Annotated in this window: 28 protein-coding genes, 1 tRNA gene and 1 other RNA gene; 14 read left to right on the plus strand and 16 right to left on the minus strand. The window is 57.3% G+C overall.

Translation table 11 applies throughout. The annotated features are described in order from the left end of the window. Positions 1–20: 20 nt before the first annotated feature. From PH7735_RS03305 to PH7735_RS03325, 5 genes are all read right to left on the minus strand, one after another. A complete protein-coding gene (locus tag PH7735_RS03305) occupies positions 21–1,163 on the minus strand; it encodes an SPFH domain-containing protein (protein ID WP_058309887.1) in 1,143 nt (380 codons plus the stop codon). Between the two features lie 22 nt (positions 1,164–1,185). After that, positions 1,186–2,082, minus strand: coding sequence for a DUF2927 domain-containing protein (locus PH7735_RS03310; protein WP_199534982.1), 897 nt, complete (start codon positions 2,080–2,082; stop codon positions 1,186–1,188). Between the two features lie 33 nt (positions 2,083–2,115). Next, complete coding sequence (locus PH7735_RS03315) at positions 2,116–3,315, minus strand: toxic anion resistance protein (RefSeq protein WP_058309888.1); 1,200 nt, start codon at positions 3,313–3,315, stop codon at positions 2,116–2,118. Positions 3,316–3,319: 4 nt separating this feature from the next. After that, positions 3,320–4,225, minus strand: a complete 906-nt coding sequence (locus tag PH7735_RS03320; RefSeq protein WP_058309889.1) for a 5-bromo-4-chloroindolyl phosphate hydrolysis family protein — start codon at positions 4,223–4,225, stop codon at positions 3,320–3,322. A 240-nt stretch (positions 4,226–4,465) separates the two neighbouring features. Next, on the minus strand, positions 4,466–5,302 hold the full coding sequence (locus PH7735_RS03325; RefSeq protein WP_058309890.1) for a pseudouridine synthase: 837 nt from the start codon (positions 5,300–5,302) through the stop codon (positions 4,466–4,468). 63 nt (positions 5,303–5,365) lie between these two features. Between PH7735_RS03325 and PH7735_RS03330 the strand changes: the two genes are divergently transcribed. Continuing rightward, a complete protein-coding gene (locus PH7735_RS03330) occupies positions 5,366–5,818 on the plus strand; it encodes a nucleoside deaminase (RefSeq protein WP_058309891.1) in 453 nt (150 codons plus the stop codon). A 32-nt stretch (positions 5,819–5,850) separates the two neighbouring features. Here PH7735_RS03330 and PH7735_RS03335 read toward each other — a convergent pair whose 3' ends face one another. After that, positions 5,851–7,026: a M24 family metallopeptidase gene (locus PH7735_RS03335; RefSeq protein WP_058309892.1), complete on the minus strand. Its 1,176-nt coding sequence runs from the start codon at positions 7,024–7,026 to the stop codon at positions 5,851–5,853. 1 nt (position 7,027) lies between these two features. Next, on the minus strand, positions 7,028–7,720 hold the full coding sequence (locus PH7735_RS03340) for a metal-dependent hydrolase (protein WP_058309893.1): 693 nt from the start codon (positions 7,718–7,720) through the stop codon (positions 7,028–7,030). A 283-nt stretch (positions 7,721–8,003) separates the two neighbouring features. On the opposite strand from PH7735_RS03340, the gene gatC reads away from it, so the two are divergent. From gatC to rnpB, 5 genes are all read left to right on the plus strand, one after another. Next, the gene (gene gatC / locus PH7735_RS03345; RefSeq protein WP_058309894.1) at positions 8,004–8,291 is read left to right on the plus strand and encodes an Asp-tRNA(Asn)/Glu-tRNA(Gln) amidotransferase subunit GatC; all 288 of its coding nucleotides are present in this window, start codon (positions 8,004–8,006) and stop codon (positions 8,289–8,291) included. Beyond that, on the plus strand, positions 8,291–9,778 hold the full coding sequence (gatA, locus tag PH7735_RS03350) for an Asp-tRNA(Asn)/Glu-tRNA(Gln) amidotransferase subunit GatA (protein WP_058309895.1): 1,488 nt from the start codon (positions 8,291–8,293) through the stop codon (positions 9,776–9,778). Before gatC ends, gatA begins: the two co-directional genes overlap by 1 nt. Before the next feature lie 40 nt (positions 9,779–9,818). Further along, the gene (locus PH7735_RS03355; RefSeq protein ID WP_058309896.1) at positions 9,819–10,658 is read left to right on the plus strand and encodes a hypothetical protein; all 840 of its coding nucleotides are present in this window, start codon (positions 9,819–9,821) and stop codon (positions 10,656–10,658) included. 7 nt (positions 10,659–10,665) lie between these two features. Next, positions 10,666–11,343, plus strand: a complete 678-nt coding sequence (locus PH7735_RS03360) for an N-acetylmuramoyl-L-alanine amidase (RefSeq protein WP_058309897.1) — start codon at positions 10,666–10,668, stop codon at positions 11,341–11,343. A gap of 85 nt (positions 11,344–11,428) precedes the next feature. Next, positions 11,429–11,807: RNase P RNA component class A (gene rnpB, locus PH7735_RS09840), an RNA gene on the plus strand. A gap of 145 nt (positions 11,808–11,952) precedes the next feature. Here rnpB and rsgA read toward each other — a convergent pair. Then, positions 11,953–13,164, minus strand: a complete 1,212-nt coding sequence (gene rsgA / locus PH7735_RS03365; RefSeq protein WP_306341222.1) for a ribosome small subunit-dependent GTPase A — start codon at positions 13,162–13,164, stop codon at positions 11,953–11,955. Between the two features lie 291 nt (positions 13,165–13,455). Here rsgA and rpmG point away from each other — a divergent pair, with 291 nt between their 5' ends. Both rpmG and PH7735_RS03375 read left to right on the plus strand, forming a co-directional pair. After that, complete coding sequence (rpmG, locus tag PH7735_RS03370; protein ID WP_007814563.1) at positions 13,456–13,623, plus strand: 50S ribosomal protein L33; 168 nt, start codon at positions 13,456–13,458, stop codon at positions 13,621–13,623. A 112-nt stretch (positions 13,624–13,735) separates the two neighbouring features. Beyond that, positions 13,736–14,242, plus strand: coding sequence for a GNAT family N-acetyltransferase (locus PH7735_RS03375; protein WP_058311125.1), 507 nt, complete (start codon positions 13,736–13,738; stop codon positions 14,240–14,242). A 64-nt stretch (positions 14,243–14,306) separates the two neighbouring features. Here PH7735_RS03375 and PH7735_RS03380 read toward each other — a convergent pair whose 3' ends face one another. Together PH7735_RS03380 and PH7735_RS03385 are read right to left on the minus strand one after the other, a co-directional pair. Continuing rightward, on the minus strand, positions 14,307–15,083 hold the full coding sequence (locus PH7735_RS03380; RefSeq protein WP_058309898.1) for a Bax inhibitor-1/YccA family protein: 777 nt from the start codon (positions 15,081–15,083) through the stop codon (positions 14,307–14,309). A gap of 120 nt (positions 15,084–15,203) precedes the next feature. Next, positions 15,204–15,413 (minus strand): DUF1127 domain-containing protein, encoded by a 210-nt coding sequence (locus tag PH7735_RS03385; RefSeq protein ID WP_058309899.1) that lies wholly within the window; start codon positions 15,411–15,413, stop codon positions 15,204–15,206. A 127-nt stretch (positions 15,414–15,540) separates the two neighbouring features. On the opposite strand from PH7735_RS03385, the gene PH7735_RS03390 reads away from it, so the two are divergent. After that, on the plus strand, positions 15,541–16,449 hold the full coding sequence (locus PH7735_RS03390) for a LysR family transcriptional regulator (RefSeq protein WP_058309900.1): 909 nt from the start codon (positions 15,541–15,543) through the stop codon (positions 16,447–16,449). A gap of 19 nt (positions 16,450–16,468) precedes the next feature. Here the strand turns inward: PH7735_RS03390 and PH7735_RS03395 are convergent, their stop codons facing one another. After that, positions 16,469–17,434 (minus strand): NADPH:quinone oxidoreductase family protein, encoded by a 966-nt coding sequence (locus PH7735_RS03395; RefSeq protein WP_058309901.1) that lies wholly within the window; start codon positions 17,432–17,434, stop codon positions 16,469–16,471. 303 nt (positions 17,435–17,737) lie between these two features. On the opposite strand from PH7735_RS03395, the gene PH7735_RS03400 reads away from it, so the two are divergent. The 3 genes from PH7735_RS03400 (at position 17,738) to PH7735_RS03410 (ending at position 20,415) form a co-directional block, all read left to right on the plus strand. After that, a complete protein-coding gene (locus tag PH7735_RS03400; RefSeq protein ID WP_058309902.1) occupies positions 17,738–18,106 on the plus strand; it encodes a helix-turn-helix domain-containing protein in 369 nt (122 codons plus the stop codon). A 107-nt stretch (positions 18,107–18,213) separates the two neighbouring features. After that, positions 18,214–18,963, plus strand: a complete 750-nt coding sequence (gene hisN / locus PH7735_RS03405; RefSeq protein ID WP_058311126.1) for a histidinol-phosphatase — start codon at positions 18,214–18,216, stop codon at positions 18,961–18,963. Between the two features lie 117 nt (positions 18,964–19,080). Continuing rightward, complete coding sequence (locus PH7735_RS03410) at positions 19,081–20,415, plus strand: 8-oxoguanine deaminase (RefSeq protein WP_058309903.1); 1,335 nt, start codon at positions 19,081–19,083, stop codon at positions 20,413–20,415. Positions 20,416–20,462: 47 nt separating this feature from the next. On the opposite strand, the gene PH7735_RS03415 is transcribed toward PH7735_RS03410, so the two are convergent. Next, positions 20,463–20,537, minus strand: a tRNA-Gly gene (locus PH7735_RS03415). Between the two features lie 134 nt (positions 20,538–20,671). On the opposite strand from PH7735_RS03415, the gene PH7735_RS03420 reads away from it, so the two are divergent. Continuing rightward, positions 20,672–21,034, plus strand: coding sequence for a hypothetical protein (locus tag PH7735_RS03420; protein ID WP_058309904.1), 363 nt, complete (start codon positions 20,672–20,674; stop codon positions 21,032–21,034). 28 nt (positions 21,035–21,062) lie between these two features. Further along, positions 21,063–21,221, plus strand: coding sequence for a hypothetical protein (locus PH7735_RS20665; protein WP_158503167.1), 159 nt, complete (start codon positions 21,063–21,065; stop codon positions 21,219–21,221). 17 nt (positions 21,222–21,238) lie between these two features. Here PH7735_RS20665 and PH7735_RS03425 read toward each other — a convergent pair whose 3' ends face one another. The 4 genes from PH7735_RS03425 to PH7735_RS03440 form a co-directional block, all read right to left on the minus strand. Then, positions 21,239–21,970 carry an NAD(P)-binding domain-containing protein gene (locus PH7735_RS03425; RefSeq protein WP_058309905.1) on the minus strand — a complete coding sequence of 244 codons (732 nt, stop codon included), beginning with the start codon at positions 21,968–21,970 and terminating at the stop codon, positions 21,239–21,241. Positions 21,971–22,076: 106 nt separating this feature from the next. Further along, positions 22,077–22,991 carry a tyrosine recombinase XerC gene (locus PH7735_RS03430; protein ID WP_058309906.1) on the minus strand — a complete coding sequence of 305 codons (915 nt, stop codon included), beginning with the start codon at positions 22,989–22,991 and terminating at the stop codon, positions 22,077–22,079. Continuing rightward, positions 22,988–23,695: a DUF484 family protein gene (locus PH7735_RS03435; RefSeq protein WP_058311127.1), complete on the minus strand. Its 708-nt coding sequence runs from the start codon at positions 23,693–23,695 to the stop codon at positions 22,988–22,990. Before PH7735_RS03435 ends, PH7735_RS03430 begins: the two co-directional genes overlap by 4 nt. Positions 23,696–23,869: 174 nt before the next feature. Further along, positions 23,870–25,363 carry a BCCT family transporter gene (locus PH7735_RS03440; protein ID WP_058309907.1) on the minus strand — a complete coding sequence of 498 codons (1,494 nt, stop codon included), beginning with the start codon at positions 25,361–25,363 and terminating at the stop codon, positions 23,870–23,872. Between the last annotated feature and the right edge of the window lie 71 nt (positions 25,364–25,434).

Genomic DNA, 25,434 nt, shown 5'->3' on the forward strand with positions numbered 1-25,434 from the left:
AGCGTCGGAACTTTCGCCTGTCAGGTGCCGGGGGGCGGTGGCGGAAGGATGGTAAAAAGCTGCGCCAGTTCGATCACATCTTCTGCGCGTTTCCAGCCGTCCTGACCCGCGGTCCAGACATAGGTTTCGCGCGTGACCTCGCCAGCGGTGGCCATGCGACCAAGTGCGGCCTTTGAAAACGGACCTTTGGTGGCCCCGTTTTCGGCGATGTGCCAGACATGTTCGACCGGAGGGGGCGGGGGCGGCGCGTTATACGCAGCGGAGGCTTGAGGGGCAGGGGCGGCAGCGGGCTGTGCCGGACGCGCGCCCCAAGGGCCCTGATTGGCCATTTGCTGGGCCATGGCCATACCAACGCCCATGCCCATTCCTGCACCCATGCCGGAATTCGGGGTCTGGGCGGCGGCAGTCATGGCTTCTGCTGCCGAAAACTGGGTGTATCTGCCCAGATCGCCGACGATGCCCATTGACGTGCGCTTGTCCATGGCGGCTTCGACAGCGGGGGGAAGCGAGATGTTTTCGATATAGAACTCTGGCATCGACAGGCCGTATTCTGCCAGCGTGCCCGAAATCTCGGCTGTGATCAGTTTGGACAGATCAGCGGTGTTTGCGGCCATGTCCAGCACCGGAATACCCGATCCAGCAATGACGCGGCTGAATTCCTGAACGATGATATTGCGGATCTGAAAGCTGATTTCATCCATGGTGAATTCGCCATCGGTCCCCACAATCTCGGTCAGGAAACGGGCGGGATCCACAACGCGGATCGCATAGGTCCCAAAGGCACGCAACCGCACAGGGCCAAATTCGGGATCACGACAGATGATCGGGTTTTTTGTCCCCCACTTGAGATTGCCAAAGCGGGTTGTACTGACAAAGTAGATTTCGGATTTGAACGGCGACTTAAAGCCGTGATCCCAATGCTGAAGGGTTGTCATCACCGGCATGTTGTTTGTCTCGAGCATATAAAGGCCGGGTGTGAACACATCCGCAAGTTGGCCTTCATGCACGAACACGGCTGACTGGCTTTCGCGAACCGTCAACTTGGCACCGTATTTGATTTCGTGGCCCTCGCGTTCGAACCGCCAGACCAACGTGTCGCGCGTGTCATCAACCCAATGGATGACGTCGATGAATTCACCGGTCAGAAAATCGAAAATACCCATCAGGCGTGTCTCCTTGCGACGGTCAGTAAATGCGGCCCGCCTGTTCGCGAGCCAGAATGTGGACGACGGGGCGTGCCTGCTCCAGTGACATGCCCAGCTGAAGGCGCGGGTCATACAGGATCGCAAGCAGCGACTCGTCATGAGTTGTCAAAAGCGCGAATTCATCATCATCGTTAAAGATGGACGGCCGCGCAGTGGGGCTGTCGTTGGCAAGGCCCAGCCCTTGTGCAATTTCTTCGTGATAGCACGACTTGCGCATCAGGTCCGGATGTTCGCTGCGCACCAGAGCAACAGCCTTTTTGTAGTCATGATCATTGCCTTCGGAAGAGAAGGCCACAACCAGACAATCGATGGAACGTTGCACGTTCAAAAAGAGCGACATGGTAGCCGTGCTGGCACCGGGGATGATCTGGCGCAGGCGTCGGGCCAGCTGATCTTTGTCATCTTCCCCCATTACCAGAACGTGGAAATTGGGCCGTCCGGAATTATAGCTGATGGCGTGATTTGTGACGCTCGCCAGCCGCCCGACATACCCCTGAACAAGCGCGGTATCCTGAGCGCGCATGTCCGACGAGACCGAAGCGCCATACTCTACGCTGACGCGCACAGGGCCGGACCACCGGCGCAATTTCCCCGCGGTTCCGTTTGCAGGCTCGAGCCCACCGCCGCTTGCATATTCGTCATAAAAGGCAATCTGTTCGAAATTGCGGGCCATCATATCCGGCGTATAGGGCGTGTCCGGACCGCCGCCATCGGTGCGCAAAAGACCGCGCGCCAAAAGATCGGCCTGTACCCGACCATAATAGATCTGAAGATCCCTGCTGGCATCCGACTGCACCTGTGGTGCGGGTTTGGGCGCAGGCGGGGGGCTTGTTGTGGGCACGACTTCGCAGGCTGCCACAAGTGACAGCCCCAACATCAAGATGGATTTGCGAAACCGTCCCACAGTGGTTCAGCTTGCAGGAAGCGACGCCGAGGCCGAGTCACCCAGACCGGATGTGCGCGCCTTGGCCGCCGCGAGGGTGTCGCGCAAATCCGCTTCCATTTTCTGGAGATCCGCTTCGGCGGCGCTGCGTTTTGCTTTGCCTTCATCCGCAATCTCGAGAGATTCCTGAATGGTGCCGATCAAGTCCGCATTTGCCTGTTTCACGGCCTCGATGTCAAAGACACCGCGCTCCATTTCCTGACGGATGACCTTGTTGCTTTCGCGCAGGTTGGCAGCGTTCGAGGTCAGCAATTCATTGGTCAGATCATTGGCTTCGCGCACTGCCCCCGCAGCTTCTGCGCTGCGTTGAATGGTGACGGCTTGGGCCAGCTGGTTTTCCCAAAGGGGGACAGTGTTGACCAGCGTAGAATTGATCTTGGTGATCAGGCTTTTGTCGTTTTCCTGAACAAGCCGGATCGACGGCAAGGACTGCATGGTGACCTGACGGGTCAGTTTGAGGTCATGCACACGGCGTTCCAGATCATCCCGTGCGGCGCGAAGATCACGCAGTTCCTGCGCTTTCATCACCTGTTCATCTTCGGGTGCGGCTTGGACCTCAGCCTCTTTGGCAGGAATGTCCGTTGTATCCAAAGCGGTGATCTTTGCTTCGCCCGCCGCAATATAAAGTGCCAGCTCATCATAGAAGGCGAGTGTTTTTTCATAGAGAAGATCAAGCGATTTGATGTCTTTCAACAACGTGTGCTCGTGGCGCAAAAGCTCTTCCGTGATCCGGTCGATCTGTCCCTGAACCTGCTCGTACTGGGCAGTGAACTTGGCAAACGGGGCCGCACGCCCCATCAGTTTTTCCCAAAAAGACCGCTCGCGGCGCACATCCAGTTCAGAAACCGAAAATCCGCGGATGGTGGTAACGATGTCGCGCAGGCTGTCACCGGCCGGGCCTACATCTTTGTTGCGCACATCGGCGAGCATGGCCTGGCTGATCTCTTGCAGTTCGGCCTGTGCCTTGGATCCGAAATGTACGATGGAACCGGTGTCGCGCATGTCCAGCTCATCCATGCGACGCGTGATTTCGGCACTCAGAGGTGCATCAGCCTCGGCAAGCGGAACAACGGCACTGGCCTCGGATGGTTCGGCCAATTCGACGGCTGTTACATCTTCAAGCTCTTTCAATGCGGCTTGGGCCTCTAGCGCGGTCTTCTCGGACATGGACTCACCTCTCATAGGTTTGGGTGCCAGTGACACCCTCGCGCTGCAGCCTGTCGCGCAGCACTTCGATTTCAATTGTCAGGTCGCTTTTGTCATCCAACAAGAGCCTTTCTGTACGGGCGGCGAAATTCTGCTCTAGGTCGTCGAGCAGGGCCTCGTAGTCTTTCCGCGCTTCGGGGTCCCGATTGCGGGCATAAACGTCCGAGAACTTGATGGTCGCGTCGCGGGCACCCATCAAGTAAACGCCGAGATATTTTCGTGCAGCCGTCAGATCGCGCGGATCTTCTTCAACGGTGCGGAACAACCGGCGCGCGGCCGTCTGGAACTGGGCAACGCGGGCCTCGAGGCCGCGATCGCCGCAACGTTTGATGGCGTCGCCCATGGCCTCAAGGTGGCTTTCGGCCCCTTCAATGGCGCGGGCCACACGGTCGTTCTGAAAGTGATCGACACCTTCCATCCCCTTATCGCTCAGAGGATCAGGCCCAAAGGCCATCATGTGCAAAACGGCGCCAACCACGGCATAGATGATCGGAGCGGCGATACCACCAGTGGCGGCCCATCCCGCAAGCGCGAGACCGCCCCCGGTCAAAAGCGATCCCAGAATTTTGCGTGGCAGCGCCGGACGTCTTGCGACCTTGCGGGCCTCATAGGCTTCTTGCGCCAACAACCCTTCGCGGGTCAGCCACGCGGCAAGAAGCAAAGTACCAAGAGCCAGCAGGTTTAGCGCCATCGCAACCGGACCATCGCCAAAGGCCTGCCAAATCAGGGGGAAGGGGGCGAAAAACAAAAGGTTGGCGCGTCCGCCGGCACGACTGCGCCGCGCGCCCTCGAACGGGGCGGGCTGCGGCGGTCGGTTTTGTGATTGGGGGGTGCCGGTCGGGCTATGCTCTCCGCCGTATCGCTGTGCCATCAGACGCCCCCGGAAATTGAAACATACAGGATCAATACGAGCAGCAGCACATAGGCCAATTTTTGCAAAGCGGTGCCCGACATCTGGCATGTTCCTCTGAATACCTGCTGTAAACTTAAGCAGTCCAGCATGATCTTGCTAGGGGGAACATAGCACAGTGTACGTCAGAAAATCCGGCAATTTTCCTTTGTTCATAATTTCTTGGCATCGAGGCGCAAAGTTTGAACAAAGTCTGCCGGATCATTTCCGCTTTGTCGGCTTCGCACGAGAGGTCGGGCCGGGCTTGGGCGCGTTGGGGTTGCGGCGCTTGCGTTCCGGTTTCCGGCGGGTTTCCGGCGGTGTCGCACCGTCCAGGCCCAATTGATCCCGCATGACGCGGCGACGGATTTCTTCGACTTCACCCGACTTCAGATTACCAAGCTGGAATGGCCCGTAAGATACACGGATCAACCGGTTCACACCCATTCCGACGGCTTCCATGGCGCGGCGAATTTCGCGGTTGCGCCCCTCGCGAATGCCAACGGTCAGCCAGGCATTCGCCCCCTGTTGGCGATCCAGCGTCACTTGCATGGGCTGGAATTTTTCGCCTTCGATCACGATGCCCTTGCGCAAAGGATCAAACGTCCCGTCGGTGGGGCGACCGTTGACGCGGACCCGGTATTTCCGAAGCCAGCCTGTCGAGGGCAATTCAAGCTGACGCTTGAGCCCGCCATCGTTGGTCAACAACAGCAGACCTTCAGAGTTGAGATCGAGGCGCCCAACGGTCATGACCCTAGGCAGCGTCTCGGGCAGTTCGTCAAAGATGGTCTTGCGTCCCTGTTCATCTTTGTGGCTGGTCACCAGCCCCGTGGGCTTGTGATACAGCCACAGACGTTCGGGCTCAGGTTCGGACAAAGGCTTGCCGTCGACGGTGATCTTGTCCTCAGCCGTGACATTCAATGCCGGGCTTTGGATTTTGCGACCATTGACGGTCACACGACCGGCTTCGATCATGCGCTCGGCCTCGCGGCGGCTGGCGACGCCTGCGCGGGCCAGAACTTTGGCGATGCGGTCGCCTTTGGGTGTTTCTTGGGTCATGGAGGTGTCCTAACCCGCTTTGGGGGATTGCGAAAGGGGGCTTGGCAGGGCACATCAACAACTATGGTGTTCACAAGTTATATGGAACAAGCGCTGGAAGAGGCGCGAGCGGCGGCGAAACGGGGAGAAGTGCCCGTGGGCGCTGTGATCGTGTCGCCAGAGGGCAAGGTGGTTGCGCGCGCCGGAAACCGTACGCGCGAGTTGCATGACCCCACCGCCCATGCCGAAATCCTTGCCATGCGTCATGCCTGTGCAAAATTGGGCAGCGAACGGCTTGTTTCGCATGATCTTTATGTGACGCTTGAACCCTGTCCGATGTGCGCCAGCGCAATTAGTCAGGCACGGATCGCGCGGGTGTATTATGGGGCGGCCGATCCGAAATCCGGAGGTGTGGCACAGGGGCCGCGCGTGTTTTCACATGCACAAAGCCATCATGTGCCGGAAGTCTATGATGGGATTGCCGCCGCCGAAGCCGAAACCCTTTTGAAAGACTTCTTTGCGCTTCGGCGGGAATAGGAAACGGGGCCGTTTTGCCAGCCCCGCCTTAATTAGGCGTCGATCACAAAAATCTCTCGCGGGATGTCCGCAAGCGGTTTGCCGCCTTCGGGTGTGATGACAAAGCTTTCGGTGATCGCAAGACCCCATTCTGGTGTCCAAAGGCCGGGCATCAGGTGAAACGTCATGTTTTCCTCGATCCGCGAGGTGTCGCCGGGCCGCAAGCTCATCGTGCGTTCGCCCCAATCCGGGGGATAGCTGAGACCAATCGGATAGCCGGTGCGGTTGCCTTTGGTATATCCGGCTTTGGCAAAGCTCTCATAAACACATGCGGCGACCTCTTCGCAGGTGACGCCGGGGCGTGCCGCTGCAAAGGTGTCTTCAATCGCCCGCAGAACGGCACCTTCTGCGCGCCGGATGTCCTCGGGAGGAGAGCCGAGAAACAGGGTGCGGCTGATGGGACAGTGGTAACGGTGATAGCATCCCGAAATCTCGAAATATGTGGCCTCTCCTTTGGTAAGAGGGCGGTCGTTCCATGTGATATGTGACGCCGAGGCCTCGAGCCCCGAGGGCGCAATGGGGGCGATCGCAGGATAATCACCCGCCAGTCCGGGAAGTCCCGCAACACCGGCGGCCTGCACCTCGGCGACCAGTTCGTGCTTCGGGCGTCCTTCCCGAAAACCTGTGCGCAGGGTCGCGTGCATATGCGCGCTCAATTGTCCGGCTTTGCGCATCAGGGCCAGTTCTGTGTCGCTTTTCACGGCACGTTGCCAGTTCACAAGACCCGTTGCATCCTCAATCACATCGCGCCCAAAGGCGGTTTCGAGAACACGGTGCGATGCCGCCGAATAGTAGTAATTGTCCATCTCAACCCCAAGGCCTGATGTCCAGTCGCGCTCTCTCAGCAAGGTCACAAGAGAATCATAAGGGTGATGCACGGGGTGCTGAACATGCTCCTCGGGCCAGTCGAACAGATTTGACGGATCAAGCCAGGACGTCTGGGCCGCGCCGGGTTTGTCCTGTGTGCGCCCCCACCAAAGCGGTGATCCACTGGAATGCAGAATGACGGCTTGCGGGACATAAAAGCTCCAACCGTCATAACCTGTCAGCCATGCCATGTTGGACGGGTCGGTGACGATCAGGGTCTCGATCCCCTGTTGTGACATAGCATTTCTGGTGCGTGACAGCCGGTCATCGTATTCGGCCTTTGTGAAATCTGATGATGCCATGTCAGAGATCCAATGCTTGCATGACTTCGGGTTCAATCACATCCACGCCGGGCAGGCCCTTGGCCAGTTTTTCGGCGGATTGCTCGAGAATCGGGAAGGTGCGGTAATGGCAGGGGATCACGGTTTTGAAGTCGAAATACCGTTTGGCGGCATAGGCCGCGCCCTTCATGTCCATCGTAAAGTGGCCGCCGGCACAAAGAATGCCAATGTCCGGTTTATAATAGTCGCCGATCCAATCCATGTCGGCCATGATGTCGGTATCTCCCGAGATATAGACCGTTTTGCCTTCGGCGCGCAGGATATACCCGCATTCCGAACCGGCGGCCTTGGGGCCGTCGTCCGATCCGAAGGTCGACGAGTGTACCGCGTTCACCATGGTGAGCGTGACCCCGCCCAGATCGACCGTGCCGCCTTTGTTGAAACCGACGGTTTCCATGCTTTCCTGTTCACTCCAGAACGACATCAAGTCGTACTGGCCGACAATCGGGATCGAAAGCTTGCGGGCCAGTGGCAACATGTCTGCGACATGATCAAAATGTGCATGCGTAAGGATCAGGTGCGTCGCGCCGCTGATTGCGGCCTCGTGCTGGTCTTCAGGCAGCATCGGGTTGCCGGTCAGCCAGGGGTCTACCAACAGGACCTTGTCACCGGTTTCAATTCTGAACGAGGCATGTCCCAGCCATATGATTTTCATCTCAAAACTCCCTGTGTTTCGAAATCAGCCTAGCACCTTTCATCAAGGAAGAAAGACACCTTGAGCGGGCTGCGATACTTCCTCTGAAATTAAGGTCCGACAGGGGCCGTGATTTGGTTCCGCCGCGCCGTCAGGCGCGGCCCGGCCCAACGCTGTACCTGCAGGTCTGCTGCTGGTAAAAGGGGCGGGAGAGCCGCTTTCCACGATCAAAACCGGCTCAGTGCTTGCACCGCCGTAGCGGGAAGGCTAAAGGCTGTTTCCAAGTTTTAACTGGAGTTTTGGCATGTCGATTGACAAGGACACAGCCGCACGTGTGGCCAAGTTGGCGCGCATCAAGGTGGAAGATGACGCGCTGCCCGCACTGGCACAGGAATTCAACACCATTCTCGGCTTTATCGAACAGCTGAATGAAGTGGATGTGGAAGGTGTCGAGCCGATGACATCGGTAACCCCGATGCGTCTGAAACGTCGCGAAGATGTGGTGACGGATGGCAATCAACAAGAAAAAGTTCTGGCCAATGCGCCTGACGCCCGCGAGGGCTTTTTCGCCGTGCCGAAGGTGGTGGAATAATGACTGATCTCAACACTCTGACCCTCGCCGAAGCGCGCGACAAGCTGCGCTCCAAAGATGTGACCTCGGTCGAACTGACCCAAGCCTGCCTGTCTGCAATCGAGACATCCGGTTCGCTGAACGCCTTTGTGCACAATACGCCTGAAATCGCATTGGAGCAGGCCAAGGCCGCTGATGCGCGTCTGGCGGCGGGTGATGCATCGGCAATGTGTGGTCTGCCATTGGGGATCAAGGACCTGTTCTGCACCAAGGGCGTTCCTTCTCAGGCCGCATCAGGGATTCTGGAAGGGTTCACCCCCGAGTACGAATCCACCGTGACACAAAACCTGTTCGATGCGGGTTCGGTCATGCTGGGCAAGTTGAACATGGACGAATTCGCGATGGGCTCGTCGAACGAGACATCGGTATATGGCAACGCAGTCAGCCCATGGCGTCGTGGTAACGAAGACACCCCGCTGACGCCGGGTGGATCTTCTGGCGGGTCGGCCTCTGCTGTTGCTGCTGATCTTTGCCTTGCCGCGACCGGTACGGATACAGGCGGCTCGATCCGCCAGCCCGCGGCCTTTACGGGCATCGTCGGGATCAAGCCGACCTATGGCCGTTGTTCGCGCTGGGGCGTCGTCGCTTTTGCGTCCTCGCTGGATCAGGCGGGTCCGATGACCAAAACCGTGCGCGATGCAGCGATGATGCTGGAAGCCATGTGTGGCCATGACCCCAAAGACAGCACCAGCGTTGACCTTCCCGTGCCGAATTTCGAGGCGATGCTGACCGGCGACATCAAGGGCAAAAAGATTGGTATTCCAAAAGAGTACCACATGGACGGTATGCCCGATGAAATCGAGGCCCTGTGGGCCGAGGGCCGCGAGATGCTCAAAGCTGCGGGTGCCGAGATCGTTGATATCAGCCTGCCGCACACCAAATACGCGCTGCCGGCCTATTACGTGATTGCGCCAGCCGAAGCGTCGTCGAACCTTGCACGCTATGACGGCGTGCGGTTCGGGCATCGTGCGTCTTTGGCTGCGGGTGACGGTATCACCGAAATGTATGAAAAGACCCGCGCCGAAGGCTTTGGACACGAAGTTCAGCGTCGCGTGATGGTCGGCACCTATGTGTTGTCGGCAGGTTTTTATGACGCGTACTATAACCGTGCGCGCCGTGTTCGCGCCTTGATCAAGAAAGACTTTGACGATGCTTTCGCTGCCGGGATCGATGCGATCCTGACACCGGCAACACCGTCGGCGGCATTTGGTCTGGGCGAGATGACCGACGAAGATCCAGTGAAAATGTATCTCAACGATGTGTTCACCGTGACAGTGAACCTCGCTGGGCTGCCCGGCATTTCGGTTCCGACAGGTCTGGATCATCAAGGGTTGCCTTTGGGGCTTCAGTTGATCGGGCGTCCATGGGAAGAGGGTGATCTGCTGAACACCGCTTATGCACTGGAAAGCGCGGCAGGATTTGTAGCCAAACCCGGCAAATGGTGGTAAAACTGCTCAAAACCAAAAAGTAAGAGCAGGTTCTGACATTATGCGAGTGTTTCTGACGGGCTGTGCCCTCGTGGCTTTGGCCGCGTGCCAACCGGCGATTCCGGATAGCGCTGCGGGGGTTGGCTTTGACAATCCCGTAAACTCTCCTCAGGTGCAAAAGCAGCGGGACGAGGCGATAACGGCAGGGACAACTGCCGCTATTCCTCCTGCCCAGACCGTGTCTGAAGAGACCTTGGCGACGTTGCAGCGCACGTCGGTGCCTGCCGCGACGCCCGCGCCACAACCGGCGCCGGTTCCGGTCGCAGCGGCCCCCAAGCCGCAACCGCAACCTGTTCCTGTCGCGACTGCTGCAGTGGCGACCGCTGCTGTGGCAAGCACACCTGAGCCGCCCGCACCGTCCAGCAGTTCCGCAAGCACGCCTTTGACCACACCGGATGGGGTCGTGCATGCAAGCCCGTCCAATCCAGCGCCTGTTTTGATGAATAATCCGGGCCTGTCGGATGAGAACAACTTTGAAGCCGTCGGCGCACGTCGCTCCATTGATGCGGACGCCGAACGTCTTGCAAATGCACGTGCCAACTACAAAGTTATTGAGCCAACTGCCGTGCCAAAGCGCTCGGGCAGCGGAGGCCCCAATATCGTCTCTTATGCCCTCGTTTCCAAAAATGCAGTGGGCACCAAGGTCTATTCGCGCGTGGGTCTCAAAAACGCCGCCCGTTATCAAAAGGCCTGTGCAGGGTATCCTTCCGACAACGAGGCACAAGCCGCGTTTCTCTCCAAAGGGGGGCCTAAGCGCGACAGGCTTGGACTGGACCCTGACGGGGATGGCTTTGCATGTGGATGGGATCCGTCCCCCTATCGCAAAGCCGCTGGCGGCTAGGTCCTGAATGCCGGATTTATCCGCACCCGTTATCCAAGCGCCCTGCGAAAGCTTTGGCCCGCGCCGGAACAATGCGCGGCCTGATCTGGTCGTCGTTCACTATACTGCGATGGATACCGCAGAGGATGCGCTTGAACGGCTGTGTGACCCAGAAGTCGAAGTCTCCGCCCATTACCTGATCGCCGAGAACGGTCGCCTTTGGCAGATGGTTCCCGAAGAGATGCGTGCGTGGCATGCCGGTGCCGGAGCATGGGGGGATATCGCCGACGTCAATTCACGTTCGATCGGTATCGAGTTGGCAAATACGGGGCAGCATCCGTTTCCGGAACTTCAAATGCGGGTGCTCGAAAGTTTGCTGCGAGACATATCTGCTCGTTGGGGAATATTGCCAGAAGGGGTGATAGGTCACTCGGATATGGCGCCGGGGCGAAAATGTGATCCGGGACCGCGATTCGATTGGACAAGGCTGGCCTTGCAGGGGCTTGCGTTGCGCCTGCCCGAGGGGGCAGCCAAAGCGCCGAACTGGGATGTGTTTCGCAACACCGTGAAGGCCTTCGGCTTTCCCGACGTGCCGGACGAAACGCTTCTTGAGGCAGTGCGACTGCGGTTTCGCCCTTGGGGGCGGGGGGCGCTGGATGCTGAGGACATGCGTGTCTGTGACGGGCTTGCTCGCCTTTTGCCATGATCTTTGCGGAAAAGCGCAAAAACCTTTTCGGATCACAACGTGCTGTGATTGACCTGCCGTGCCTGAGGGCCTAAGTCGGCAAGGCACAGAGGGCTGGATGGCCGCGGGGGCGCAAGCCCGCGAGGAAAGTCCGGACTCCACAAGGCAACGGTGCCGGGTAACGCCCGGCCGGGGAAACCCGAGGGAAAGCGCCACAGAGAACAGACCGCCACTGCTTGCAGGGGTAAGGGTGAAACGGTGGAGTAAGAGACCACCGCGCTGATGGTAACATCGGCGGCACGGCAAGCCCCACCGGGAGCAATGCCAAATAGGGATCGCGCGTGGCCTTGGCCACAGGGGTGTCTTGCCCCGAGCAGATCCGGGTTGGCAGCTAGAGGGGTTTCGGTAACGGAATCCCAAGATGAATGGTCATCCAGGAGAGGGAACTCTCTGGACAGAATCCGGCTTATAGGCCCTCTGTGCATATACGACCCAACACCAGCGTATCAGCGCCCCGATGGGGCCCACAGGGATGAGGGATGGCCCGACTGAACGGCCCATCCCCCTCGTTTTAAGATCACATAGCGGCCAGCGTAGTGGCCTTCCCGTTGTCCGGGAAGCAGGCCCCGATCATAGTCTTCGCTTTTTCTTTTCCTTCAGGACTTGGCGAATTGTTTTTCCAAAGGCTTTGTCCTTGGAGCGTCTCTCGGCAAGGCTGGCAGAGTTATAGGCATCCTCGGCCAGCAGCTTGCGCCATCTTTCAAGCCGATCCCGACTGATCTCGCCCTTTTCAAGCGCATTCAGGACGGCGCAGCCGGGTTCGCTCTGGTGTTGGCAATCGTTGAACTTGCACTGAGTGGACAGCTCCTGCAGGTCTGCAAAAACGCTCTCGATACCAGCGGTCGCATCCGCCAGTTGCAATTCGCGCATGCCGGGCGTGTCTAGAACCAGACAGCCCCCCCGCACGAGATGCAATTGCCGCCGTGTGGTCGTGTGTCTGCCCTTGGCATCGTCTTCCCGAATCGATTGCGTTTCAATCGACGTGTTTCCGGCCAGCGCATTGGTCAGAGTGGACTTGCCCACACCGGATGATCCCAGAAACGCGACGGTTTTTCCGGCGCCGCACCATCGCGCCAGCTTCTGTGCGGGTTCTTCGCCTCTGGCATCCAGCGCAACCACGGTCGCATGGTCCGAGATGGCACGGGCCTGTTCGACAAACTCTTCGTGGGACGGGGCAAGATCGGTTTTGGTCAGGACAATCACAGGTGTGATGTCCGAGTCCAAGGCCAGCGCGATATAGCGTTCAAGACGCGCCACGTTGAAATCCTGATTGCACGAGGTCACGATAAAGGCGGTATCGATGTTGGCCGCAATCAGCTGGACCTGACGGTCAGATCCTGGCGCCTTGCGTTTGACAAGGCTTTTGCGCTCAAGGACCCGGCTGTGCTTTTGTGTGTCCGGATCGAACAGCACCCAATCACCCACCGTTACGTCCTGATCCGGAGGTAGGGTCAGGTCAAGATCGTTGCCAACGGCATGAAGCCCGCTGCGGTGCACTTCAATGATCCTGACAGGCGGATTCTGTGTGAGTTCGTCAATGCTGATCTGGCGGGCAAAAAAGGGCTGCCAGCCCAGCGTGTCGATTTTAGATTTCTGAATTTCTGTGGCCTCGCTCTTGGTCGAGGTCGGCAGAAAACTGGAATAGTCCCGTGTCATCGTGGGAATACTTTCATATGTCGTCCGAAAGGGGCTTTCGGATTTGTAAGGCTTTGTGTGTATTGAGGTCGCAAACAAGCCTGCCGTCAAATCAAAGATGACGGGCGCTTCGTGATTTGTTTGCATCGGAAGGCTTTGCGCCTCCCAGCCTTACCGGGACATAAAATCTCCATTGTCTTCATGCTTTTAATATTCGTGGCATGTGTGGTATTCAAGACCAAGCCACCAGATGCGGGATTTTCCCGTGCTTTGTGCGGCCAGACGTTGCCGGTTTGCCTTAAATCGGTCTGACCCACGAGAAAAATTGAGATTGCTCAAGTTTCTTTGGGAAACGCCATTGACTCGGGCGCGCGCATCATTAAAAGGCAGGCTTCATGAGAATTTCACGGGCGCTGCCGCCCGCGCAGGAGAAGAACAATGGCGAAGCCGACGACCATCAAGATCCGTCTGAACTCGACCGCGGGCACGGGCCATTTCTACGTGACCAAGAAAAATGCGCGAACCATGACCGAAAAGATGGTCGTACGCAAGTACGACCCGGTGGTGCGCAAGCATGTCGAGTACAAGGAAGGCAAGATCAAGTAAGATCGCCCCTTGAGACTAAATGCAAAAGCCGCACCCTAGGGTGCGGCTTTTTGCTTTTCCTAGCATGGACCGCGCCCTGAATTCAGACTCTTTTGATTTCAGAGAGGTCGCCATGAGACCACCAATACACATTCGCCGCGCCATGCCCGGAGACCGCAGTGCGGTAACCCAGTTGTTTCGCAAATCCTATCCGCAGCTTTTGCCGGACGAATATTCCGCGCCCACGCTGCGTGCGGTTCTGCCCCATATTACAACGGCGCAACCTGGCCTGCTGGCCTGTGGGACCTATTACCTTGCGCAGGATGATCAGGGCGCTGTCATCGGGGCAGGAGGGTGGACCGACGTTAGCCCTGCGCGCGGTGTAAGCCGCGAAGGGGAAGGGCACATCAGGCATGTAGCAACCCATCCCAGCCATCTGCGTCGGGGAATCGCACGGGACCTGATCGAGCATTCGCTGTCAGCGGCCCGTGACTTTGGTTTGAGCCGCATGCATTGCATGAGCACGCTGACAGCAAGACCGTTCTATGAGGAAATGGGATTCGAAGCGGTGGGCGAAATCGAACTAACGCTGGCGCCGGGGGTTCATTTTCCGGCGGTTCAGATGATTAGCGAAATCTGATCCTTGAAATGCAAAAGGGCCGGTCACATGGACCGGCCCTTGGCGTTCTAAACGACTGTGCTGCTTACTCGCGGTTGCCGAACAGCGACAAGAGCATCATGAACATGTTGATAAAGTCCAGATACAGGCTCAACGCGCCCATGATCGCGGCTTTGCCCAGCCACTCTTGATCGCCCGAATGGGCCATCTGCAGGTAAGTTGTTTTGATCTTCTGTGTGTCATATGCGGTCAGACCAGCAAAGATCAGCACGCCAAGGATCGACACCGCAAAAGCGATTGCAGGCGAGCCAAGGAAGATGTTCACGATCGACGCAACAACGATCCCGATCAAACCCATGATGAGGAACGAACCCCAACCCGAGATGTCTTTCTTGGTGGTGTAGCCCCAGAGAGACAGACCGGCAAAAGCGATCGAAGTGATCAGGAACACCTGCGCGATTGAATATCCGGTGAACACGATAAAGATCGAGCTCATCGAGACACCCATTACGGTGGCGAACACGTAGAAGAACAGTTGTGCGCCAGCAGCCGACAGGCGGTTGATTGCGGCACCAAATGCAAAGACCATCAGAAGAGGCGCGAACATGATCACCCACTTCAGAGGTGACGCGTAGATCGCATAACCCAGCGATGTCAGATAGGTATCTGCATTCAGCTGGCCGCTTGCTGCGGTTGGATCTGTGGTGGTTGCCAGACCTGCAAGAGCCCAGGCTGCGACGAAAGTGATCAAGGTGCCTACGGACATTGTGCCGTAGACTTTGTTCATGTGGGCGCGAAGCCCTTCGTCAATCTGGGCCGTGCGGACGCCCGCAGAGCTCCGGATTGTGTCAAATTCAGCCATTAAAGCCTCCGAGATTAAACTAGTTGTGCCGCCGGATCGCTCCGGCAGCCGTCTTGGTAAATATCGGTCAGCTTTCAGTCTTTTTCAAGGCGTTTAGCCCCGAAAATACTGTTGATTGGGTTATCCGCGCCAGTTGGCCGGAACATCCCACGCAAAACGTTTTGCTTCTGCCGAGGCTTCTTCGCGTGTCAGGCCCATATCAAGGAGGGCCGCATCGTCCAGACCGGACAGTGCGCGACGTTGACGATACAACGCCATCAGGCCGCCAAGAGTGGCTTTGTTAGAGGAGGAGAGGCCGGCGTAGCGACCGAGTGTTGCGATGAAGGTCATAGTCCTGTCCTTTCTAGAATGAAGATGGTTTCGTGCGTTTCCATCAGATTGCTTGATGTATATGGGGGAGTATGATTTATTTTGAAAACGAATGTTTGTGAGATGAAATATCAATAACGGTGATGTAATGCGGAACCTTGATGTTACTACGTTGCGTAGTTTTGTTGCAGTTGCCGATCTTGGGGGGGTAACCAAGGCGGCGGGTTTCTTGCATCTCACCCAGTCAGCGGTCTCTATGCAGTTGAAAAGACTTGAAGAGTTGATCGGGGTCTCTCTTCTCGACCGATCGGGGCGCGGGATCGCTCTTACGCCGGCCGGCGAGCAGCTTTTGGGGTATGCGCGCCGCATGGTGTCCTTGAATGACGAGGTTATCCGGCGTCTGACACATGAAGAATTCGAGGGTGAAATCACTTTGGGTGTGCCTCACGACATCGTTTATCCGGTGATTCCACGTGCGATGCAGCAATTTGCGGCCGCTTATCCGCGTGTCAAAGTGCATTTGATTTCATCGTATACGCGGGCCCTGCGGTCACAGTTCGACAAGGGCGAGTGCGATTTGATCCTGACCACAGAGGCACAAAGCGCATTCGGGGCTGAGTTGCTATGCACCTTGCCGATGGCTTGGGTCGGTGCACCCGGTGGGGCCACTTGGCGCCGCAGACCGTTTCGGTTCGCCTCTGGCGCCAATTGCGTGTTCCGTTCAAACGCGATCCGCGCCTTGGATGAGGTCGGCATCGAGTGGGAAATGGCCGTTGAGACCAATTCGGAACGCACGGTCGAAGCAACGGTAAGTGCCGATCTCGGGGCGATGGCCATGATTGAGGGGACACAGCCGCCCTATCTCGAAGTGATCGAGCATAATGGCGCGCTGCCTGATCTCGGGGTGCAGAATATCAATCTTTATGGCGCAGAGGCTGGCAAGGGCGATGTGATTGCCTATCTCGCGGATTTGCTGCGCAAAGGGTTTCATCCGATGCAGGGGCGGTACGATATTCAGTCCGCGCACCGCCGACATGCAAATGCAGGCGCCCGCTAAGGGGCGCCTGTGCGGGGGGTTAGAGCCCCATTGTAACCACAACTTTGCCGGTGGATTTGCGTTTGCGCAAAAGATCCATGGCCTCGTTGGTTTGTTCCAGTGGTAGCGTGTTGCTGACGTGCGGTTTGATCCGTCCTTCGCCGTACCATTGGAAAAGAGTGGTCAGGCTGTCGACGACGACTTGGGGTTTGAAGGCGATATATCCCCCCCAATACAAACCCATCACAGTGAGGTTCTTCACCAAAAGGTGATTGGTCGGAACCTGAGGGACTTCGCCGCTAGCAAAACCAATAGGCAACAAACGCGCCTCTGGGTTGCAGGCCCGGAAGGCCGCTTTCCACTGTTCGCCACCAACCGGATCATAGACAACATCCGCCCCGCCAAGCGATTTCACAACCGAGCGGATATCCTCGTTTGTTGCATCAATGAGGTGATCGGCACCGGCTTTCTTGGCGACCTCGAGCTTGTCCGCGCCGCGCGCACAGGCGATGACGTTTGCGCCCATGAGCTTGCCGATTTCAACCGCTGTCAGGCCAACACCACCGGCAGCGCCAAGGACCAAAAGCGTCTCGCCGGGTTGAAGGCGGGCGCGATAGTCGAGCGCAACGTGGCTGGTGCCGTAGGCAATCAAAAACGCAGCGGCGTCTTCAAATGGCATGTCATCGGGCAAAGGAACGGCGCGAGAGGCATCAAAACAGCCATATTCGGCCAATCCGCCCTGTCCGCCAAAAACGGCAACGCGGGTTCCAACAGCAGGGCCGTTTGTGTCTGGTCCCAAGGCGTCAACAACACCGGCCACTTCCATGCCGCCAATAAAGGGCAGGGCAGGTGTTTCCTGATAGGTGCCTTTTTGCATGAGCAAATCTGCAAAGTTGAGGCCGCAAGCACCTACTTTAACGCGAATCTCTCCGGGGCCAGGTTCAGGCATGGGCAAGTCCAAAACCTCGGGACGGGTCTCGTGAGATGTGATCTGATAGGCGCGCATTAAGGTCTCCTGATTGATGTGCTGTTTTTAATCGTTCGGGCGAGCTTGTCAAAAAACATTTGAAAAACAAGATTGTTCGCCTGTTCCGTTGCGTTCGCATTTCTCCTCATGATTGCACGAGTGCGGGCGGGAGTATCCGAAGGCTTGTGTCAAAATTCTTGATCTGTTGAGGAAAACTGTTAAAGTGGGGCGATCGCCGTTGGGAAAAGCGGTGACAGGACAACAGGGGCATTTGCCTGCCCGCCAGGGGATCATGGCAAGCGTGGCATGTCACTTAACAGAGTAATTGTGAGGAGTCGTTTGATGACCCATCCAGTAGACGTACATGTCGGCAAGCGCATTCGTCAGCGTCGTTGGCTAACAGGCATGACACAACAGCAACTTGCGCAGCAGGTTGGTATCAAGTTTCAGCAGATTCAGAAATATGAAACCGGTGCGAACCGGGTCAGCGCATCGCGCCTCTGGGATATTGCTGACGCTTTGGATGTTCCGGTGAGTTTCTTCTTTGAGGGGATCGAAGACGCCGAAGCTACCGAGTCGACTTCAAATGTGCCCGCCGATCTGATGGGAGACAAGGAAGCACTTGATTTGGTGCGGTCCTACTATTCCATCCCCGAAAACCAGCGTCGGCGTTTGTTCGAACTGGCACGGGTTTTAAGTGACGTAGCTTGAGTTTGAGCCTCTGCTGGGCTAGCGGTGACTGAAACCCATCCGCTCTGCAGAGGCCCAGTCAAGTGAACATCACCGAACAAAATGATATTGTCGAAGCGGCGCACGCGATGGCGGATGCCGCTAGATTTGCGATTCTCCCTTTTTTTCGGGCGCAGGGACTTTCTGCCGACAACAAATTGGCGGGGGGATTTGACCCCGTCACCGAAGCGGACCGCGCCGCAGAGCGTGCAATGCGTGATGTTCTTGCACGGTTGCGGCCGCATGATGCCATCTTGGGCGAAGAATACGGCCACAGCGACGGGACGTCCGGTTTGACCTGGGTCTTGGACCCGATTGACGGCACACGCGGATTTATTAGCGGAACACCGACATGGGGTGTCTTGATCGCCCTGTCTAACGATGCCGGTCCGGTTTTCGGAATTATTGACCAGCCCTATATTCGTGAACGGTTTGTGGGCGGCTTTGGTGCATCATTTGTGGATGGCCCGAGCGGGCCCATGGATTTGGCGTGCCGGAAAGAAAGCACCCTCGAAGAGGCGATATTGCTCACCACTTTCCCTGAGGTGGGGTCTGCGACGGAGGCTGCGGCCTTTGGGGCCGTTTCCGAGAAGGTGCGACTGACGCGCTATGGGATGGATTGTTATGGGTATGCTCTTGTCGCAACAGGGCAGGTCGACCTTGTGATTGAGGCGGGTCTGAACGCCTATGACATTCAGGCGCCGATTGCTGTTGTCGAGGCCGCTGGCGGCATTGTCACCGATTGGCAAGGCGGTCCGGCACATGACGGAGGCCGCGTCATTGCCGCCGCAAATGAAAAAGTACATGCAGAGGCTTTGGCGATATTGAGCCAGTATTGACCTGATCGGATTGCTGGGCCAATTTGGCCAAGCTTCGAGTCCTTTGCCCGTATTCTGTCGGAGCGCTTCACACTTCACTCACCGAAACGGGCCAGATGAAGTGTGAAAGGACTCTTGATGGCTGAAATTCTCATAAAAAATGCATCCCATGTTTTGACCATGGATGATGCGCGCCGTGAAATGGCCGGTATTGATATCCGTATCAAAGACGGGGTGATTGCCGAAATCGGGCATGGGCTTGCTGGTGGTGCGGAAACGGTTCTGGCCTCTGGCTGTGTTGTGACGCCGGGGGTGGTCAACACGCACCACCACCTTTACCAAACCCTGACGCGCGCGGTTCCGGGGGGGCAAGACGCGCTTTTGTTTGGATGGTTGCAGACGCTCTATCCGATCTGGAGCAGGTTTGGCCCGGACGAAATGTTCATCTCGGCGCAGGTGGGATTGGCGGAATTGATGCTGTCGGGATGTACGCTGACATCAGATCATTTGTACCTGTTTCCAAACGGCGCACGTCTGGAAGACACGATTGATGCCGCGGCAGAGATCGGCATGCGATTCCATCCCACTCGCGGCGCGATGAGCATCGGTGAAAGCGACGGGGGCTTGCCACCGGACATGCTGGTTGAGCGGGAAGAAGACATTCTGAACGATGCGATCCGGTTGGTCGACCGGTTCCACGATGCTTCGGAGGGATCGATGTGTCGTGTTGGCGTGGCGCCGTGCTCGCCCTTTTCGGTCAGCCGCGACCTGATGCGCGATGCTGCTATTCTCGCGCGGGATAAAGGGGTGATGTTGCACACCCATCTTGCCGAAAATGATGAAGACATTGCCTATAGTCTTGAAAAGTTTGGCTGTCGTCCGGGCCAGTACGCCGAAGATCTGGGCTGGACAGGTGATGATGTGTGGCATGCCCATTGCGTCAAGCTTGATGGTCAGGAAATTGATCTGTTTGCACGGTCCAAAACAGGTGTCGCGCATTGTCCTTGCTCGAACTGTCGTTTGGGCAGCGGTATCGCGCCCGTGCGGGCAATGCGAGACGCAGGGGTGCCTGTCGGGCTGGGTGTGGATGGCTCGGCCAGCAACGATGCGGGAAACCTTGTTCTGGAAGCGCGGCAATCCATGTTGCTACAGCGGGTCAGCCAGGGGGCGGATGCCATGAGCGCCCGCGAAGCGCTCGAGATCGCAACGCGCGGCGGGGCCGAGGTTCTGGGCCGCTCTGATTGCGGACAGATTGCCGTTGGCAAGCGCGCCGATCTTGCGATCTGGGATGTCACCGGAATTGAAAGCGCAGGAAGCTGGGATCCCGCAGCGATTCTTCTGGCTGGTCCAACGCAGGTGAGAGACCTGTTCATCGAAGGGCGTCAGGTCGTGCGTGATGGAATCGTGACAACGCTGGATCTGCCAAAGGTGATCGAACGTCAAAACGCGATGGCGCAAAAACTGGCCTCTTGAAACGCGAAAAGCGCAGGGCGAACCCTGCGCTTTTTCGTTTGACCTTTTGGAGCGGGCGAGGCGATTCGAACGCCCGACCCTAACCTTGGCAAGGTTATGCTCTACCCCTGAGCTACGCCCGCATCATTGAGTGAGGCGTGAGATATAAAGAGTTGGGCTGAGCCGCAAGAGGAAAATCGACCAGAGTGCAAAAAAATGTCACTGAGGCGACGGGATTTCTTCTCGAATACGTTTAACCCGCATGAGGACACGAAAAATGCACCAGATGACCCGTCGATCTGCACTTGCTTTGCTCTTTGGGGCGCCTGTTATGGCGTTGGCCCATGGCGGGCACAGCACCGCAAAGATTCGCGCAACGGCGAAAGTGCTGAAAAACAGGAATCGGGTTGTGACGCTTAAGCTGACCGTTCTCAACACGGCAAGCACGGCATTGATTCTGGAAGATGTTTCTGTCGCGGGGGCCGAAGTCCTTTCAACAAAAGGGGCGGCCAAGGCTGCAGGCTTTGACGTGATTGAAATGGTGGTGCGACTGAGGTTCTCAAACGACGTGCCGGATGAATTTACGGTGGTGTTGGATTTTGGAGAGCAAGGGCAGGCCCATGTTTCGGCAAGCCCCTAAGGGGGGCCGCCCGAGGAGGAAGAAAGAGATGAAGATACTGGAAAATATGCGCCTTGGAGCATTGTCACTGGCAATTGTTCTTGGCATCGCGGCCGAGGGCCATGCGGCCTTTGACACTTTGGCAGTCCAACATTTTGTTCAGAGCGATCAAGTTGTTGCCGCCTGCGTGGATGCAAAGACCAGCTAAGGCGGCTTGGCCCTGACCTAGCTCCCTGTCTCGAGTTTGGTCAGCCCCTCATTGAGGGTCGCGCCCGTTCCTGCGGCCTCCATGTGTTGGCGCAGACGTTGATTATATCCCCCCGGGGTGTTCAGGGCCTCGATCAGGCTGGCTGCGGTTGATGCCTCGAGGCCGGAGGTCACGAGGTGGCGCAAAAACATCTCTCCCTGCGCCTGATCCTCGACCCGCGCAGCCAGCCAGCGCGCTGCGTCGTCGACCATTCGAGCAACAGGCGACAAAACGGCCTGAGCGCAAAGATATGCTGACATTTCTTCCGCAGAACGAAGCTTGAAAATTTGATTTCTGGCACCAAACAGGGTTTCGATCAGATCCGCGTCCCCCTGCATCATGATCGCTGAACCGCCGGTCGCAATTGACGGGAACGGCATCATGATCGCAGCGGCAGTTGCGGGTGACACCATGTCGTCCGCTTCCTCCAGTGTAGCGCCGGCCATAACGGTGATGATGCGCTGATCAGAGCGAAAGGTCAGGGCAGACAAAATGGCAGGTGCCGCCTCTGCCATGAGGCCCAGAAACACGATATCAGTGTTGTCCAGAACGGTTTGGTTGTCAGCAACGGTGACGTTTTCATAAGTCTTGGCCAATGCCGCAGATTTGTCCGTGCCGCGTTCAGAGACCGTGATTTGATGGCCGTCTGCTGCGATGCCATGCACAACGGCGGATGTGATCGTTCCAGTTCCTAAAATACCAATACGCATTGAGAAACCCTGTGTTGATGTTTCAAGAGAGTGCAGCACACAGGTGCGCGGGTGACACTCGGATGACGACGTCGTTGTGGACGTTTCCGTCACCTTACCTCAAAGCCTAGGCCTTTGGGTGGGTCCGGTTATAGACGTCCATCAGGCGTGCGGTGTCCACCGCAGTATAGGCCTGTGTGGTCGACAGCGAGGCGTGGCCCAGAAGTTCCTGAATCGCGCGCAGATCGCCGCCAGCCTCAAGCAGATGCGTTGCAAAACTGTGGCGCATGGCGTGGGGCGTTGCCGTCGAGGGCAAACCCAGCTGCATCCGTGTTTTTTCCATAACACCCGACACGATACGGGGCGACAGGCGTCCCCCACGTACCCCGCGAAACAAAGGCCCGTCGTCTTCTTTGGGATGGGGGCACAGGTCCAGATAGACCTGCACCGCGTCGCGCGCGGCATCAAGCACGGGCACGACACGTTCTTTGCCGCCTTTGCCAAGGATGCGCAGAACCGCCGGAAGGGGCGCATCCCGACCATCAAGGCCAAGGGCCTCGGAAATGCGCAGGCCGCATCCATAAAGAAGCGTGACAACCGCCATATCGCGCGCACCTACCCACGGGGTTTCGGATTGAAGCTCGACTGTATCAATCACCGCGCGCGCTGCGTCTTGATCCAGAGGGCGGGGCAGTTTCTTTTGGAATTTCGGGGCCCGCGTCGACAAAACGGCGGTTGGGTCAAAGCTCTCTCGTTCCGCCAGCCAGCGATAAAAGCTTTTGACGGCAGACAGCTTTCTGGCAAGCGACCTTGCCCCGACGCCATTGCCACGCGTAAAGGCCATCCATGCGCGCATATCGGTGACACTTATGCGGGTGAGGGGGCCAAGCCCCTGCGATTCCCCTTTGTGCAGGGTCATGAACGACAGGAATTCTGTCAGATCCCCATGATACGCCGTGAGGGTGTTTTGTGCGGCGCCACCAAGCGCCGACTGGCTGGCCAGCCACGTTTCAAGAGCGTCCGCTGCTGCGGGCGAGATCACGACAGCCAGCGCCGCATGGCGCGTTCAAACACCCCTGCAAAGAAAGCAAGCAAATCTGTGCCTTGTTGCGGGGTGAACTGGTGCGGGTCTTCTGCCCCCATCACGAGCATCCCCGGCAGACGACCGTCGCCAAAGTCCAGCTTGAGACAGGCTTCGGACCGGATCCAGTCGGAATCCTCGCCGTAAATCTGCTCGGACCCGGAATGCAATTGGCGCAAAGTCACCTGCCGCAGCGGTACATTACGCCCGCCGTTCAGATAGTCATCAATGAAACCGGGTTCGGCAACGGACAGAACATCGCCCAGTTTCTTGATGGCGGGATCATCTTCGGACTGAACCGATTCCAGAACAAGCCGCACCGAATCGACGCGCAGAATGTCGGCCACTTCACCACCGAGATCATGAAGGAAAGGTTCGAATTCGACAGGATCCAACATGCGCAGGATAGCGCGATGCACCTGATTGGTGCCGGCAAGGTTTTCATAAGCGGCGGCGATCACGCTGCGATGGGTGTCTTCCAGCCGGTCAAGCCGGGCTTCCAGACGCTCCATCGCGATGCCGCGAAGGTCGACAATGTTTCCGCCCATGGTCTTTTCATTGGCGGCGATCAGGGCGCGCATCAGATCCTGATCATCCAGAACCATATCAGGTTGCGAAATGATCTTTTCACGCAATGAATCGTCGATTTTTGCCGTGCTGCTCATGTCTGTCTCGTTCTTGTTTTTCGCGACTTTATCAGAGACCAAGGTGAAATGCCTCACCTTTTTTATGGCAAAACGAGACAGGCGGACTTTAGCTGTGTGGCTTCAAATAAAGCCACAACAACAACCCGATAAAGGCAAACACCTCGATATTCATTAGGGTATCAACGAAATTCGTCATGTCCGGTGCCCCCGCTCTTCTTTCAAGGTGCGTAACAGGCAAACCACCAGAACAAGCACGATAAAGACAAAGGGCAGGGCCCCAAGGGCGATAATGCTTTTCACCGCTTCGATGCTTCCGGACAGGATCATCACAAGGCCCAAAGCCCCGAGAACCGCCCCCCACGCCAGTTTGACTTTGGCCGGGGGATTAAGGTCGCCACCTGTTGAAAACATGCCCAGCACAAATGCCGCGCTTACCACGCTGGTTATCACGAACAGAAACGCCGCGATCACGACAACGGCGCTGGTCAGCATCGGCAGCGGAAACAGGTCCAATACGGCATAGGTCACACCATCCAGATTTGTCTCAACGACGTCGAGCAGGTGAGAATGGTCTTCAAGGATGCTGTGAAATCCAATGCCGCCAAAAATTCCAAACCAGAGGATTGAGAAAACTGTCGGGCCGATAATCACACCGGTCAAAAACTCGCGAATTGTGCGGCCACGCGAGATGCGTGCAATAAATACGCCCACAAAAGGGGCCCAGGACAGCCACCAGACCATATAGGTCAGGGTCCAGTCCGCGAACCAGTTGTGCACCTGCGTGTCCATGAACGTATAGGTCTGAAACCCCTGTGGAAGGACTCTCGCGATATAGTTCCCAAACCCTTCGACGATACCGCTCATGAGATAGGCTGTAGGGCCGATCAAAAGAAGATAGCCCAAAAGCAGTCCAGCCAGAACCATCGCGGTGTTCGACAAAAGGGCCATGCCTTTGTCCAGTTCAACCATCAACGGCAGAATGTAACATGCGACCAGAACACCAAAAACGATCAGGGTGAGCCGCAAGCCGCTATCCTCGAAACCGAACAGCACGTCGAGGCCGTCTTTGACTTGGAAAACCCCCATCGCGACCGAGCCGCCAAGGCCAATCGCAATGGCCACAATGGCCAACAGGTTCGAGATCCACGCAAAGCCGCTGGCAAACAAGCCGTCTCCGAATGTGTCGGTGATAGGGGCGCCAATCAGGCTCGGTGTGCCGCGTCGAAATGAGAAATAGGCGATCACCAGACCGGTGAGCCCGTAAATGGCCCACGCATGAAACCCCCAATGAAAATAGGTCGCAAGCAAGGCTTCCCCTGCAGCAACCCGTTCGCCGGCATAGCTTTTGACCAAGGAATAGTGTGTCAGGGGTTCCGCCGTACCCCAATATAACAGGCCCACGCCCATCCCCGCGGAGAACAGCATGCTCAACCAGGAGGCCGTTGAAAATTCGGGCAGTTCATCCTCTCGCCCAAGACGAATATTTCCATAAGGCGAAAGCGCGAGATAGAGGCTGGTCAGCAACAAAAAGCTCACCGTGAGCATGATGAACCATGCGCGGCTGCTGAACTGCAAGGCGACGGCCTGTTGGGCAAAGGCCGTCAAGCTTGCCGTGTCCACGATGCCCCAAACAGCGATAAAGCTGGTGATGGACAGCGCGATCAACAAAAGGGGATTGCGAAACATTGGGCCGCTTTCGGTTCAGGGACACTGGGAATAGGTCATATCATAGGTGGCGCGTGTGATTGAGCGATACA

This window comes from Shimia thalassica (assembly GCF_001458215.1).
In the GTDB taxonomy this organism is placed as follows: Bacteria; Pseudomonadota; Alphaproteobacteria; order Rhodobacterales; family Rhodobacteraceae; genus Shimia; species Shimia thalassica.